Annotated in this window: 12 protein-coding genes; all 12 read left to right on the top strand. The window is 27.1% G+C overall.

From position 1 onward, the window contains the following. The first annotated feature begins 29 nt into the window (after positions 1-29). The 12 genes from KQI36_RS04920 to KQI36_RS04865 all read left to right on the top strand — a co-directional run bounded on the left by KQI36_RS04920 (position 30) and on the right by KQI36_RS04865 (position 16837). A complete protein-coding gene (locus KQI36_RS04920; protein ID WP_216449873.1) occupies positions 30-2633 on the top strand; it encodes an ABC transporter permease in 2604 nt (867 codons plus the stop codon). A 16-nt stretch (positions 2634-2649) separates the two neighbouring features. After that, entirely contained in the window at positions 2650-3306 is a 657-nt protein-coding gene (locus tag KQI36_RS04915; RefSeq protein WP_216449872.1) for an ABC transporter ATP-binding protein, read from the top strand. Positions 3307-3499: 193 nt separating this feature from the next. After that, positions 3500-4708 (top strand): S-methyl-5-thioribose kinase, encoded by a 1209-nt coding sequence (mtnK, locus tag KQI36_RS04910; RefSeq protein WP_216449871.1) that lies wholly within the window; start codon positions 3500-3502, stop codon positions 4706-4708. Positions 4709-4814: 106 nt separating this feature from the next. After that, positions 4815-5867 carry an S-methyl-5-thioribose-1-phosphate isomerase gene (mtnA, locus tag KQI36_RS04905; protein WP_216449870.1) on the top strand — a complete coding sequence of 351 codons (1053 nt, stop codon included), beginning with the start codon at positions 4815-4817 and terminating at the stop codon, positions 5865-5867. Positions 5868-5910: 43 nt separating this feature from the next. Further along, complete coding sequence (locus tag KQI36_RS04900) at positions 5911-6570, top strand: class II aldolase/adducin family protein (RefSeq protein ID WP_216449869.1); 660 nt, start codon at positions 5911-5913, stop codon at positions 6568-6570. 818 nt (positions 6571-7388) lie between these two features. After that, complete coding sequence (locus KQI36_RS04895; RefSeq protein ID WP_216449868.1) at positions 7389-8534, top strand: PucR family transcriptional regulator; 1146 nt, start codon at positions 7389-7391, stop codon at positions 8532-8534. A gap of 192 nt (positions 8535-8726) precedes the next feature. Continuing rightward, entirely contained in the window at positions 8727-10982 is a 2256-nt protein-coding gene (locus KQI36_RS04890) for an ornithine decarboxylase (protein ID WP_216449867.1), read from the top strand. A gap of 92 nt (positions 10983-11074) precedes the next feature. Further along, positions 11075-12409, top strand: coding sequence for a putrescine-ornithine antiporter (gene potE, locus KQI36_RS04885; protein ID WP_010293464.1), 1335 nt, complete (start codon positions 11075-11077; stop codon positions 12407-12409). A gap of 200 nt (positions 12410-12609) precedes the next feature. Further along, the gene (locus tag KQI36_RS04880) at positions 12610-13707 is read left to right on the top strand and encodes an HpcH/HpaI aldolase/citrate lyase family protein (protein ID WP_216449866.1); all 1098 of its coding nucleotides are present in this window, start codon (positions 12610-12612) and stop codon (positions 13705-13707) included. Then, a complete protein-coding gene (locus KQI36_RS04875; RefSeq protein WP_216449865.1) occupies positions 13704-14897 on the top strand; it encodes a phosphoribosyltransferase domain-containing protein in 1194 nt (397 codons plus the stop codon). The genes KQI36_RS04880 and KQI36_RS04875 overlap by 4 nt, the downstream gene beginning before the upstream one ends. A 34-nt stretch (positions 14898-14931) precedes the next feature. After that, complete coding sequence (locus KQI36_RS04870) at positions 14932-15687, top strand: HAD family hydrolase (protein WP_216449864.1); 756 nt, start codon at positions 14932-14934, stop codon at positions 15685-15687. A gap of 190 nt (positions 15688-15877) precedes the next feature. Beyond that, the gene (locus tag KQI36_RS04865) at positions 15878-16837 is read left to right on the top strand and encodes a tRNA dihydrouridine synthase (protein ID WP_216449863.1); all 960 of its coding nucleotides are present in this window, start codon (positions 15878-15880) and stop codon (positions 16835-16837) included. Positions 16838-16895 lie beyond the last annotated feature (58 nt).

The following is a 16895-nucleotide window of genomic DNA, read 5'->3' as shown; positions in this document are numbered from 1 at the left end:
TAAATATAGAGGAAGGTGAGGGGGATAATATGAATAGGTATATAGATATATCTAATAAGTATTTTAGACAAAACAAAAAAAGAAGTATTCTTAATATAATTGCAATAATATTAGCTATTATGTTTATAAGTGGGACAGGTCATATGATTTATTCTTCACAGCAAAATATTATCAATATGCTTAGAGAAGATGGGGATTATCATGTTAATTTTGAATTGAATCAAAAGGAAAAATTTCAAAAGATTAAAGTACATTCAGTGGTTGATAAGGCAACATTTTGTCAAAAGCTTGGGAATGTACAATTAGGGGAAAAAACATTAGTGATTAATGAAATAAATAATGATGGATTTAGTTTGTTAGGGGTACAAGTAAAGGAAGGAAGATTCCCAAAGCAAGCTAATGAAATAATTTTAAATTCAGACTTTAAAGATAAAGAGCATAAAAAGATAGGAGATGAAATAGCTGTTAAACTATATGATGACAGAGACAGAGTTTATACTATTGTAGGTTTTTCACAATCCACTAATAATGCTTTTTTAAAGATATTTAATGGATATGCTGTTAGTAATAATATAGTAATTGATAATGCAATGGTATATTTAAAACTAAAGGAAGTAGGGAAATTAAATAATAAAATAGACAGTTTAGTTAAGGATTTTAATATAAATTCTAATAAAGTTGAAAAAAATGAAGCACTTTTAACTGCGATGGGGGAAGGTAGAAGCAAAAGTGCTATTATAGATTATATTACTTTTTTGATGGTGGCTATTATTGTAATGATTGCAACATTAATTTTTATATACAATTCATTTAATATATCTACTATGGAAAGAATGAAAGAATATGGACTGATAAAGGCCATAGGTGGAACTAATAAACAGATAAAAAAAATTATTTTTAAGGAAGTTCTTATAATTGGGTTAATAGCTATACCAATAGGAATACTTTTAGGAATGGCAGTAGGGCCATTATTATTTAGAACATTTAATAATTTGATTTTAAATAAAGAAGTTGATATAAAAACTTATTATTCTATATATAGTATTGTGGGAACAGTAGTAATTACTATTATTACATTATATTTATCAATAATTTCTATAGTAAGAAAGGTAAAAGAAATATCACCATTAGATTGTTTTACTAATAGAAATTATGAGGTTAAGAAATTAAGTCCACAAAAATTTGATTTCACTAGTAAGCTTTTCAGTATTGAGGGAATTATTGCAAATAGAAATATAAGAGCTAATAAAGGAAGATTTAGAACAACAGTAGTTTCAATTGTAATTTCAATAACGCTTTTTATTACATTTAGTAGCTTAGTTTGTAACATAGAAAAGTTACCTTACAAAGCATTACCGATGGACAAACATATGTGTTTGTATAATCATTATTTCACTAATATATATAATGAGCAAAACAGTAAAGAAATAATAACAAACAATAGTGAACAAATAAAATTACTTGTAGATAATGCTAAAAAAGTTGATGGTGTAAAAGATATATATAAAATATATCAGGGCGTAAAATCTTATACTTTTATACCTGAAAATAAAGCAATGATAAAGGGGGATTCAATAAGTATTAATGGTGAAAAATATACTAATATGAAATCTGAAATAATACCAATTGATTTAAACACTATTGATCAGATTTCACCATATCTTTTAAATACATTCAATAATAAAGAAAAAATGAAAAAAGAAAAAGGTGTTTATATAACTCAAATAGGTTATGAGCAAGATAGGGAAAACCTAGGTGATGTGAGATACAAGAAGAAGGATATTGCAAACTTAAAGGTAGGAGATGAAATACTAATTGACACATCCAATTTAATATATACTAATAAATTTAAAAGTAATGATAATACAGTAAAATCAGCTATGAAGGTGAAAATTTTGGGTATAGTTAGGGTGATTCTCTTTGATAAGGATAGTATTGAAGATATGTATCCAACAATATATATGCCTACGAAGCTTTATAATGATTTAATTGAAAAGAAATATATGAATTTATCTAAAAATAATGAAAATGATGTTAATAAAAAAATGGAATTAGATAAATTACAGTCTGCACAAGTTAAAGGCATGGTTGTAAGTTACAAGGAGAATTTAGGTAATAAGAAAAGAGTAAATATTGGAAAAGAACTATCACAGCAATGGAATAAATATATTGATAATAATAATGAAAAATTTGAAAGAAGTACAATTTTTACTGATGAAAGTGATAAATATATTAATTTTGGTAAGCTCTTTTATTTTAGCGTTATAGCATTTATAACTATTATAAGTATGGCAAATGTATTTAATATAGTAAATACTAATGTAACTTTAAGAAGTAAAGAATTATCACTTTTGAGTGTGGTTGGTGCTTCTAGAAAGAGTATAAAGAAAATAATGTATTTAGAAGGAATGTTATATTCAATTATAGGAATAATATATGGAACTATTATTGGTGGAATAAATTCTATACTAATAAGTGCAATGTTTAGAATGGGGCATGATATAGCATATGTGTATCCTTATAAGGAAACTTTAATAAGTATAGTGTTTTTCATAGTGGTTGGAATAGTAGCAATATATTTTCCATTAAAAAAAATCAAAAAGGAAAATTTATTGCAATATAATGAGAATTAAATTGGGGGGGAGCTTAATGTTAATAATAAAAAATCTTTGTAGAACATATGGAAATGAAGAAACAAAGGTAGATGCTCTAAAAAATATAAATATAACTATTAATCAGGGGGAATTTGTAGCTATAGTAGGGGCTAGTGGTTCAGGAAAAAGTACTCTTCTTCATGCTATGGCTGGACTTGATAAGCCCACAGAAGGTAATGTAATTATTGATAATGAGGATATATATACTCTAGATGAAGATAATCGCGCAGTTTTTAGAAGAAGAAAAATAGGATTTGTGTTTCAGTCATTTAATTTAATTCCAGTGTTAAACTTAGAGGAAAACATACAGTTACCTGTATTACTAGATCATCAAAAAATAGATAAAGATTATCTAAATGAATTGTTAGAATTATTAGGGTTAAAAGATAGAAAAGGTCATCTTCCATCGCAGTTATCTGGAGGACAACAACAGAGAGCAGCTATAGCTAGGGCATTAATATACAAGCCCTCAATTATATTTGCAGATGAACCTACAGGAAATCTTGATATAAACAATTCAAAGGAAGTAATGGATTTACTTAAAGTATCGTCTAAAAAATATAAACAAACACTAGTGGTTGTAACTCATAATTTAGAAATAGCTTCAAGAGCAGATAGGATAATTACTCTTTCAGATGGAGAAATTAGGTGATACACCTTAGAAACTTGTAATAAATGCATAAGTTAAAAATTCATCTTAGGATATAGTAAAAGTCAAGAGAAACATATAGTAAATTGCTAGGGGACAATATTATATTTGTTTTTATGTAAATTATTGAAAGTAATGGATGTTAGAGTTAATATATGTATAAGATGTTTAAAGTTAAGATAAATGGGAGGTTTTCATGAAAATTTATAAAGAAATGAACAATGAATCAATTGTACAGTATATTAAAGAACTTGAAATTTTTCCTAAGAATCATAAACTTATTAGTGAAGAAATTGGAGATGGAAATTTAAATTATGTTTTTAGAGTAAAGGATGTAAATACGAATAAGACAATTATAGTTAAACAGGCATTGCCTTATCTAAAAATAGCAGGAGATGGATGGAAATTAACATTGGATAGGAACAGAATTGAAGCAGAAGCTATGAAGTGTCAAAATTCTGTGTGCCCTGGATATGTTCCTAAAGTATATCATCATGATGATATATATGCATTAACTGTTATGGAAGACTTAGGGGATATGAACATTTTAAGAAAAGGACTTATGAATATGAAAAAATATAATAACTTTCCAAAACAAATAGGTAAGTTTATGGCTAGAAATTTATTTTTAACATCTGATTTTGGAATGGGACCTATAGAAAAGAAGAATAATATGACAAAATTTATAAACCCTGAGCTTTGTGATATAACTGAAAGGTTAGTATTAACTAATCCGTATATGAATGCAGATGACAATGTAATCAATGAAAATATTAAAGAATTTGTTGAAAGTGAAATATGGAATTCAAAAGAACTTAGGTTAGAAACAGCTAAGTTAAAAACAATATTTTTGACTAAAGCAGAAGCATTACTTCATGGGGATTTGCATACTGGCTCAATTTTTATAGATGATGAGAAGTCGATTATATTTGATGCTGAATTTGCATTTTATGGTCCATATAGCTATGATATAGGATTGTTGTTTGCCAATATAATATTAAATTATATATCTTGGGAAGGAAGAGTGGACAAGTCTAAAAAGGAAATAGAGGATTATAGAAAATATTTACTAGAATTATGTAATGAAATATGGAAAGAATTTTTAGAAAATTTTGATTATTTGTGGAGAAATGAATCTAAGGATATAACGACAGAAATTGAAGGAACTAAAGATGCATATATAAAAAAATTATTACATGAAACTATTGGATTCTGTTCATGTGAGGTTATGAGAAGAATTATAGGAATGGCACATGTTCCAGATTTAGATGAAATAGAAGATTTAAAACTTAGAGCTAAAGCACAAATATTAGGAATTAAAATAGCTAAAAAATTAATACTTAGTAGAAATAAAATTAATGATTTTAGTGAATTTATAAAATGCATAGAAGAGATAAATTTCTAAATAAATAAAAGTATAGTTGCAGATAGAGTTTTACAATTTATATAAAGTAAAAAAAGTAAAATTTAGTTTGGTAAGTATAGTGATTAAAATATTAGGAGGAATTTATATGAAAAAAGAATTATTAGCTATTAAGTGGGATGATGATAAAGATAATATAGTTTTATTAGATCAAACAAAACTTCCAAATTCAATAGAATATATAAGGTATGATTCGGTAGAGGGTGTTTATGATTCAATAAAAACAATGGTAGTTAGAGGGGCACCGGCTATAGGTGTTACTGCTGGTTATGGAATGTATTTTGCAGCAAAAAAAGCAACAGAAGCTTCTTTCAAAGAATTCTACAAGGAAATTGAAAAACAGGGATATTATTTAAATTCAAGTAGACCAACAGCAGTAAACCTTTCATGGGCAGTAAATAGAATGCTTAAAAAAGCAAAAACTTTAAAAAGTTTACCTATTAATGAAATAAAGAAAGCATTAAAAAGTGAAGCAAGGATTATACATGAAGAGGATATAGAAATATGTAAAACTATTGGAGAAAACTTACTTACATTATTAAAAGATGGAATGGGAATATTAACTCACTGTAATGCTGGTCAACTTGCAACTTCAAAATATGGTACAGCAACAGCTCCTATGTATCTTGCAAAGGAAAAAGGATTGAATTTAAAAATATATTCTGATGAAACAAGGCCAAGGCTTCAAGGTTCTACGTTAACAGCATTAGAACTTAATATGGCAGGAATAGATGTGACAACTATTACAGATAATATGGCAGCAGTAGTTATGGCTCAAGGAAAAATAGACGCTGTTATAGTGGGATGCGATAGAATAGCAGCTAATGGAGATACTGCAAATAAAATAGGGACATATGGTGTGTCTATTTTAGCTAAGTATTTTAAAATTCCAATGTATATTGCAGCTCCAACACCAAGTATAGATTTAAATACACCTACAGGTAAAGATATTCCTATAGAAGAAAGAGATCCAAAGGAAGTTAGCTGCAGATTTGGTTTATGGACAGTTCCAAAGGGGGTAAAAGTTTATAATCCTTCATTTGATGTAACAGAACATGAAAATATAACGGCTATTGTAACAGAAAAAGGAATTGTATATCCTCCATTTAAAGAAAACTTAGAAAAATTATTAAAGAAGTAATGGTTGTAAAATACATTGAATAAATTAATGAAGGAGTAGTATTATGCTAGAGGACTTAAAAAAAAGATTAGTAAAAATAGCTAAAGATGCAGATTCACAAGGATTATGCAAACATAAGTCAGGAAATTTTAGTATAAAAGATGAAAAATCAGAGTATATTTTAATAACACCTTCAGCAGTTTCACGGGAAGAATTAAATGAAAATCATATTTGTGTAGTAGATATGGATTTAAATTTAATAGAAGTACATGAAAAAGTTAGCCCAAGTAGTGAATTATTAATGCATATAGAAGTATATAAATGTAGACAAGATGTAAAAGCTATAGTTCACACACATTCAAAATTTGCAACAGCTTTTTCTGTAGTAGGTAAAGAAATTCCACCTATAGTATATGAAATTGTTAATGTTATAGGTGGAGATGGGAGAATAAAGATATCCCCCTATAAAAGGCCAGGTACAATTGAACTTGCTAAAAGTATTATAGGTGTAATTAAGAATAATAATGCATGTTTAATGGCAAATCACGGTGTGCTTACAGTTTCATCTAAAGATATTGAGGATGCGTATTTAAAAGCAGCATATGTGGAGGAAGTTTCAGAAATATACTATAATGCACTTCAAATAAATAGGGGAGAGGAACCAAAATTAATACCTGAACAAGAATTGGGACTTTGGAAATATCCAGATGAAATAAATTATTAAAGTATATACTTTACTATAAAATATAAAAATCCCTAATAAAGTTGTTAGGGATTTTTTTGAGTTTCTATATTTTAACTATAACAACTATAATATGTAATAATTTTTCATATTATAGTTATTAAAGAAAATTTTGAATACATTTTTACGGCTAAATAACGAAAATATTAAAAGAAGTTTAAATAGTTCAAAAAAAAATAAAATAAAGAATAGTTTTATTTTTAACTTAAGTAAATCATTTATTTGATTTTAGAAATTTTCTTATTTATAATTTATAACTGTAAAGCATACACTTGGTAAAAAAACTATTATTAACTAAAATATATTAACTAATTATAGTGTTCCAAAATCTAAGTTTAACTTATACCTTTATTAATTGGAAGAATTTATTAATAACATATTGATACTTAGTGTGAAAAATAAACAACTAAGGAGCAATATGTTAGTTTAAATTTGTATTTTTGTTTTTGCTGTATACTCTTTTAATTTTAGCAATTATTTTTATTAGTTTCTTAATTTAAATTTCATAAATTAATACATATTATCAGTTTAAAAAAGTGTTGGTTTGTCAATAGATAAGGATTTTTCCATATATAAGTTAAACTTTGAATTTGTATATCTATATAGGGTTCCAATTTGACTTTTTAAATTATCCATTCAAAAACTTGGATACCCAAAATAGTGAGACATGCTCCGAATAACTTAGAATTTAACATTACATATTGTAAAAAATATTTTAAGGTTATTGAATAAATTTAAATTGGAGTTTGTTTAGCTATATCAATATAATAAGTAAAATTTAACAAAGGGGGGAAAGTTTTATGGCTATAACAGTTAAAGAAGCCCTAGAACTTAAGATACTAGACGGATTTGAAGTAGTAGCGGGGAAAAATGGTTTGTCTAAAGAAATAAAAAATGTAGCTGTTTGGGATTATGAAAGAGGAGACTTAATAAAGAAAAATTTTAGAGCAGAAGATTTTGCATTAAGCACATTAGTAGCAATAAAAGATGATATAAGTGAACTATATGAGAGTGTAAAAACAATGATTAATATAGGTATTACTTGTTTGGCTATTAAGAATATATATTTTGATTATATTCCAGAGGATGTAATAGAACTTGCAAATAAAAACGATTTTGTCTTAATGTTATTTAGTGAAACATTTACTGAAGATATAATAGTTGAGGTAAATAAAGCTATAACAATAAAGGAAGAATATCAAAATTTAACGCTTCAAATAGATAAAATATTATATGATAACCTAAATGAAGTTACTATAAAAAAACTTGCTTATAATATAAATGTTAATTTTAGAGAAATAAATGTTGTTGCATATTGTAAGAAAAAAAGTAGTAGAATAAGTGGGCTTAGTGAATTTTCGCATAAAGAAATGCAAGATCCTTATAGTAGGGTAATTAATTATAAAGGCGGATATTTAGTCATTAATACATTTAATGACGTAGATAGTGATGATATTGAAAATATTATATTAAGAAGGTTAGAATGGTTAGGTTTTTCACATAAAAAATATATTATAGGGGTAAGTAATTTACATAGTAAACTAACAGATTTAGATAAATCTATACAAGAAAGTTTGTATGCATTTAAGCATTCAAAAACATATAAAAAAGGCGTTTCATTTTTTAGAAAAATAGGATTAAATAGAATCTTCATACCTATTTTGGACAACCCATGGGTGCAGAAATATTATAATGAAGTAATAGATCCTTTAATTAAATATGATAAAAGTAATGATACTGAACTACTAAAAACAGCTATAAAATATATTGAAAATAACGGAGATATAAAGACAACAGCTGAGGAATTATTTCAACATGGTAATACTGTAAGATATAGAATTGATAAAATAAATAAAATAATTAGTGCTCATTGCAAAGATGAACACTTTTATGAAGAACTAGCTGTAGGTGTTAGAATATATACTTTACTTAATAATCCATTGTAAATTTTACAATGGATTATGTTTTTATTTTAAAATATTACAAAACCAATCTAATTAATAATGGTGTATTATATGACTGTAGCAAAAATAGAATTTATAAATTAGGTGTCTTAAACACTGAAAAAAACATTATTTAAATATAAAGGTACATAGAAATTATCAAGTATGACTAATAAGATTTACGGAGGAATAAGTATGAAAAAATTAAAAATTGCTTACACAGAAGAAGCAAGAAACTATTTTGAGACTGCAAGAGAATTAGTTTTAGCACAACAAACAGATTTTACAGATGTTGCAGCAGTAGTATTAACAGATTCAGATATTGAATTAATAAATACAGCTTATGATACTAAATTTGGAACACCAATCTTTGTTGTATTAAAAAACAAAGACAAGCTATCAAGTGAGCTTGCTGAAAAAGTATATCGTGTAATTGATGGAAATGCTTTTGATGCTCAACTTTATACTAGAGTTATTGAAAGTGCAGCAGCGCAATATGAAGAAAAGATATTACCTCCTTTCTTTAAAGCTTTAAGTGAATATGTTGATAGAGGAAACGTTCAATTTGACTGTCCAGGACATCAAGGAGGACAATATTTCCGTAAACATCCAGCTGGTAGATATCTTTATGAGTTTTATGGAGAAAATGTTTTTAGAGCAGATATATGTAATGCAGACGTTGCTTTAGGTGACTTATTAATTCATGAAGGACCAGCAGTTGATGCTGAGCAAAATGCAGCTAGAATTTACAATGCTGATAAAACATATTTTGTAATGAATGGGACTAGTGCATCAAATAATGTTGTTGTAGGATCTTTAGTTTCACCAGGAGACTTAGTGCTATTTGATAGAAATAACCATAAATCAATATACAATTCAGCTTTAGTTCAAAATGGTGCAACACCTGTATATTTAGAAACAGGACGTAACCCATATGGATTTATTGGTGGAATTGATGCTCATTGTTTTGATGAAAAATACATAAGAGCAGAAGTAAATAAAGTTGCTCCACATAAAGCAAATGAAAAGAGACCATTTAGATTAGCAGTAATTCAACTTGGAACATATGACGGAAGTATTTATAATGCAAGACAAGTAGTTGATAAAATAGGACATCTATGTGATTATATTTTATTTGACTCTGCTTGGGTAGGATATGAACAATTTATCCCAATGATGAGAGACTGTTCACCATTATTACTTGAATTAGATGAAAATGATCCAGGAATATTTGTAACACAATCAATACACAAACAACAAGCTGGTTTTTCACAAGCATCACAAATTCATAAAAAAGATAGTCATATAAAAGGACAACGTCGTTATGTTGATCATAAGAGATTTAATAACTCATTTATGCTTTATGCATCAACAAGTCCATTCTATCCTTTATATTCAACTCTAGATGTAAATGCTAGAATGCAAGAAGGGGAGGCTGGAAGACGTTTATGGGCTGATTGTATAAGATTAGGTGTTGAAGCAAGAAAATCAGTTCTAAAAAATTGTTCAATGATAAAACCATTTATACCACCAGTAGTAAACGGAAAGAAATGGGAAGATCATGATGTAGAAGAAATAGCAAATAACATTGATTTCTTTAGATTTGTACCAGGAGAAAAATGGCACTCATTTGAAGGATACGGAGAGAATCAATATTTTGTTGATCCAAATAAATTCATGTTAACAACACCAGGAATTAATGCAGAAACTGGAGAATATGAAGATTTCGGAATACCTGCAACTATACTTGCAAACTATTTAAGAGAAGTAGGAATAATTCCAGAAAAGAATGATTTAAATTCTATATTATTCTTATTAACTCCAGCAGAAACTTCAACTAAAATGCAAAACTTAGTAGCTCAATTTGTGAAATTTGAAAAATTAGTTAATGAAGATGCTCCATTAAGTGAAGTTTTACCAAGCTTATATCATAAAAATATAGATCGTTATAAGGGATATACAATAAGACAATTATGTCAAGAAATGCATGATTTCTATAAAAATAATGATGCTAAAACATATCAAAAAAGATTGTTTAGAGCTGAATATTTACCAAGCAAAGGAATCGTATGTGATAAGAATAAAAATGTAGCATATGACGAAGTAGCAGCTACATCATTACATCCTTCTAAGAATGAAATTAATGGTAGAGTAATGACTGCGCAAGATGCTAAATGGGCTTTAATAAGAAATAATGCTAAATTAGTTCCATTAGAAGATATAGTAGGCGAAATAGCCTTAGAAGGAGCACTTCCATATCCACCAGGAGTATTCTGTGTAGTTCCAGGTGAAGTTTGGAGTGAAACTGCTAAAATATACTTTACAATTTTACAAGACGGAATAAATCAATTCCCAGGATTTGCTCCAGAAATTCAAGGTGTATATCTTGAAGAGCAAAATGATGGTAAAGTTAAAGCATTTGGATATGTATTAGATAATAAATTTATCTAATTCTTGAAATTAGCCTATAGTTAGGCTATGGGCTAATTTTCATTTGAATTTAAGTATACGTATTAAAATAAAAGATGATTAGGGGAAGAATTATGAAAAAAGAAAAAAATAAGATGAGTGTAGTTCAGTTAACAATGATAACTGCAATAAACATGATGGGATCAGGTATAATAATGCTTCCAACTAAACTAGCGGAAGTAGGTACAATGTCTATACTATCATGGGTAGTAACAGGCCTTGGCTCTATGGCATTAGCTTATGCTTTTGCTCAATGTGGAATGTTTAGTAGAAACTCAGGTGGAATGGGTGGATATGCTGAGTATTCACACGGTAAATCAGGAAGCTTTATGGCAAACTATTCATATGGAATATCTTTAGTAATAGCAAATATAGCAATAGCAATTTCGGCAGTTGGGTATGCATCTGTATTACTTGGAGTTGAACTTTCTCCAGTAGCTGTAGGAGTATGGACTATATTTACATTATGGTTAGCCACTGTATTAAACTTTGGTGGTGCAAGTATAACTGGTAAACTTGGTTCATTTACAGTTTGGGGAGTAATAATCCCTGTATTAGTAATTTCTACAGTAGGTTGGTTCTGGTTTAGTGGAGCAGATTATGCAGCTGCTTGGAATCCTAACCATTTCTCATTCTTTGAAGGCGTAGGTAAATCTATTTCAATAACATTATGGGCCTTTTTAGGATTAGAGTCAGCTTCTGCTAATATGGATGCAGTTGATAACCCTAAGAAAAATGTTCCAATAGCTTGTTTAGGGGGAACAATAGGTGCAGCAATTATATATATTATATCTACAAATGTTATAGCTGGTATTGTACCAAATGCAGACTTATTAAATACTAATGCACCATTTGGTTTAGCTTTTTCAACTATGTTTAGTCCAACAATCGGTAAAATTGTAATGGGTATGATGGTAATATCATGTTTTGGTTCATTATTAGGATGGCAATTCACAATTGCTGGTGTATTTAGAACATCTGCAATTCAAGGATATTTCCCTAAAGTATTTGGAAAAGTAACAAAAAATGGAACTCCAATAATGGGAATGGTTATAATTACTATAACTCAATCATTACTTGCATTAATGACAATTAGTCCAACTTTATCAAAACAATTTGATGTGCTTGTTAATTTAGCAGTAGTTACAAATGTTATTCCTTATTTATTATCTATGGGTGCAGTTAATGTAATTTTAAAATCAGAAAATGTACCAAATAGAAAAGTTAAGATTACAACATTTATATCTATAGTTGCTTCAGCATATAGTTTATATGCATTATATTCTTCAGGACTTCAACCTATGTTCTATGGATCAATAGTAACATTTGCAGGTTGGGTATTATATGGTTTTGTTTCATATAGATTCAACTTAGAGAAAGACTTAGAAGTAAAAAACATTCATGCATAAAAATTAAATGTACATAAATACGAGTATTTAAAATCCACGATATTTTATCGTGGATTTTTTTTGTAGAATAAACTTATTTTATTTGAATTTTTATAATGAGTAAAAAATAAAAATAATTTCATGGTAACAAAAATTGGTAAAAATCATACTATAAAATAGATTGCAAAATATTAGATTGTTGTAAAAATGGAGAATTTAGTATGAGACATTTAGAAAGTATTAGTAATAAAAATTTTTATCAAATTCCTATGGAATTTAATAAATATACAAAAAGAAATTTATTAAAATATGCCATGGGAGCTAATTTATATATGAATGCTTTGATGGATTTATATAATAAAACAATCACGGTAAGATTAAAAGATATATGTACTATTACCATTTGTTTTGAAGATGCTATTAAAGAAAGTGAGGTTGGTAGGGGGGAAAGAAATGTATTAGAGTTTTTAGATAAAATATATGATGAATTAATAAGTGGAAAGACAGATGAAAATTCTATTCCTTTAATTTTTATTAGAGTAAGAAACCCTTCCCAATTCATTAGCTTTACATCAAAGTTATCTAAAAATCAATTAGGATTAATTGCAGGATTCACATTCCCTAAGTTTAATAAAGAAAATGCTACCATTTATTTAGAGCATTTAGAAAAAGTAAATAAGAAGTTTCATGAGAAAATTTATGGAATGCCTATTCTTGAGAGTGAAGAAATAATATATAAAGAAAATAGAATGTTAGAAACTATATATTTAAAAGATTTATTAGCTAAGTATAAAGATTTTATATTAAACATTAGAGTAGGAGGAACAGATTTCTCTTCAATATTTGGGTTAAGGCGTAAAGTAAGTAGTAGTGTATATGATATAAATGTTGTCAATGATTGCCTTACTGATATAATTAATATTTTTGGTAGGAGCAAAGATGGATACGTGATATCGGCACCAGTATGGGAGTATTTCTCATCAGATATTAATTCTAATGAAGTTAAAGGATTAATTAGAGAAATAGAGCTAGATAAGGAAAATGGATTTTGTGGTAAGACAATAATTCATCCAACGCAAGGTATATATGTAGATATTATGCATGCAGTAGAGTTTGAAGAATATATTGATGCTAAAAACATATTGAAATCTGCAGAGTCAGGAGGAGTGTTCAAAGGTTATAACGGTAATAAGATGAATGAAATTTTGCCTCATTATAATTGGGCAAAAGAAATATGTAATAGAGGGAAAATTTTTGGGGTGTTAAATAAAGATATATCTTTTGATAAGTTGTTTTTAGAAATGGGGGCAATAAAGTGAAGGTTAAAATAAGAGAAAACATATATGGAATGGATATAGATGATTTAATTTCAATAGGAAATAGAATTAATAATAGTAAGAGAAATTTTTTATTCATAAGTAAAGTTTTAGGTAAACATATAGAGGTAAAACCAGATGTTTGCAAAGCTATAGGTTTTTTATTAGCCTCTACTATATATGGAAGAAATGATGGCACAAATACTCTTATAAATTATTTAAAAAACCCAAATAGTTTTGAAAAACAAGTTAAAGAGGCGATGAAGTTAACTTACAGGACTAAAGAAAATGTAGCAATTTTAGGGTTTGCAGAAACTGCTACTGGCCTTGGAATGGCAGTAGCAGCATCTATAGAAAACTCTTACTATATTACAACTACAAGAGAAGAATTTAAAGATAAAAAATCCTTATTGAATTTTGAAGAAGAACATTCTCATGCTACTACTCACAAATGTTTTCCAGAAAAGTCATATAAATTAAAAGAAGCAGATAGAATAATTTTAGTTGATGATGAGATTACCACTGGAAAATCTATGATAAATATAATAAGAGAATTAAAAAGAACTACAAATGTTAGAAAATATACTATATTAAGTGTTTTAGATTTAAGAAATTTAGAGTATAGAAATTTGTTAGAGAATTTTATAAAAGAAAATAATATAGAAATAGAAGTTAAGGCTTTAATATCAGCTGATATTAAGATAGAAAACAAAGAGATGTTTTATGATAGTGAGGAAAATCTATTATATGAAAAAGTTTCTATAAATAATCTAAAGGTATTAACAAGAACAGGAGAACATTTAAAATTTACAGGAAAATTTGGAATGGATTTTAACGAAATTCAAAAATCAGAAGAGGAGTGCATTAAGGCAGCATGTAAGATTGAAGAGTTATTGGGAAAGAGTGAAAAAATATTAGTATTAGGGCATGGAGAAAATATTTATATTCCATCAAGAATAGCATCATATATTAAAGGTGATGTGTATTTTAAAAGTACTACGAGAAGTCCTATTTATTGTAATGATAAAAAAGGTTATCCAATTAAGGAGAAAAATATTTTCTACCATAATGGAATTAAATATTATTTATATAATAAATCTGATATAGAAGAAAATTATGATAAAGTAGTTTTAATTACAGAGGATGACTTAGATGTAAAACTTACAAAAAATTTAATTATAGTAAAGCCTTAAAATATAGCTAAAATTAAAGAGGGTAAAATTTAAGATGGAGAAGTTATATTTAATAACAGATTTAGATAGAACTATTATTCATTCAAGAAATAAAGGATTTAAGTGCGTAGAGCATATTGAGGATAGAGAAATAACTTATATGACAGAAATTAGTTACAATAAACTTCAAGAACTATTAAAATTGGAAAATTTCATATTTGTACCTTGTACAATGAGGAGTATTGAACAAATATTAAGAGTTAATTTTATAAAAGAATATAGTCCTAAAATAATAATATGTACAAATGGGGCACAAATATATATAAATGGTAATTTAGATTTAGAATGGGATAAACATATGAGAAGTTTTATAAAGTTATATGAGCTTAAAAATAATATACAACATATAGAAAGTTTAAATATTAAATATGAAGATATTATAAATGTAGAAGATTTTTATGTAATTGTAAAATTTGCAAATGATGATAAAGCCTATGATGGATATAAAGTTTTATATAATGAATTTGGAGATGATTTTTCAGTATTTAAAATGGCATCAAAGGTTTTTGTAATGAATAGTGAGATAAACAAAATAAAAGCTGTAGATTATATAATAAAAAAATTTAATATAAATAAATTAGTAACAGCAGGAGATAGTGATGTAGACAGGGAGTTTACAAAGAGAGGGCAGGCCATATTACCTAATCATAGTAGTTTTAGTCATAAAGGAGCTATAGTTACAAAACAAGTGGGAATATATTCAACAGAAGAATTGTTAAATAAAATAGAAGAGTATATCTTATCAATGTGATTTTTAGTTTAACAAATTAGCTTTAATTAATAATTGAATTAAAAATAAAAAATTATATAGACTCTTATGAGTCTATCTCAGGCTGTAGACAAATAAATGGTTTGCAGCCTTATTTATATTTAACATTAAGTAGATAAGAAAAAAGAATGCTGATATAATGTTTTTTAGAATATTTATAAAGGAGTTAGTTATGAAATATTATTTAGCACCAATGGAAGGAATCACAGGATATATATATAGAAATTCTTATGAGAAATTTTTTCATAATATTGATAAGTACTTTACACCTTTTATTGTTCCAAATACAAGTAGAAGTCTTAAAACTAAAGAATTAAGAGACATTTTGCCAGAGAATAATAAAGGAATGAGTATAGTTCCTCAAATACTTACCAACGATTCAGAGGGATTTATTATCACTGCTAGAAAGTTACAACAATTAGGTTATAATGAGATTAATTTAAATTTAGGATGTCCTGCTGGAACGGTTGTGTCAAAAAATAGGGGTTCAGGATTTCTAGCTAAAAGAGAAGAACTTGATAGGTTTCTAGATGAAATATTTAAAATAGATGATATGAAAATTTCTGTAAAAACTAGAATAGGAAAAGATAATCCAGAAGAGTTTTATGATTTAATAAAGATTTATAATAAATATCCTATGGAAGAATTAATTATTCACCCTAGAACACAAAAAGATTTTTATGGAAATAAACCGAATTTAGAGGTATTTAAAGATGCATTATCTTTAAGTAGTAATCCAATATGCTATAATGGAGATATTTTTACTGTTGATGATTGTACTAAACTAATAAAAGATTTTCCACAAGTAAAAACATTGATGTTAGGAAGAGGAGTACTAGCCAATCCAGGATTAATTAATGGGATAAAAAATAATACTAGTATAGATAAAGAAGTATTAAAAGATTTTCATGATGAAATTTTACATAAATATATAGAATTATTTAATGAACATAGAAATGCTCTATTTAGAATGAAAGAACTATGGGGATATATGATTTACATATTTTCTGATAATAAAAAATATGCCAAGAAAATAAAGAAGGCACAAAATTTAAATGATTATAATTATGCTGTTTCAAGTTTATTTAGAGAGCAGGAAATTATAAAAGGCGCTGGATTATTTAATAATTAACATTAAATATGGATAATGTAGATTATTTGTAGTGTTCCTTTTTATTATAAAGGTAAAA

Source organism: Clostridium senegalense, from assembly GCF_018916625.1.
In the GTDB taxonomy this organism is placed as follows: Bacteria; Bacillota; Clostridia; order Clostridiales; family Clostridiaceae; genus Clostridium_J; species Clostridium_J senegalense.
This window is presented reverse-complemented; position numbering and strand designations above follow the sequence as displayed.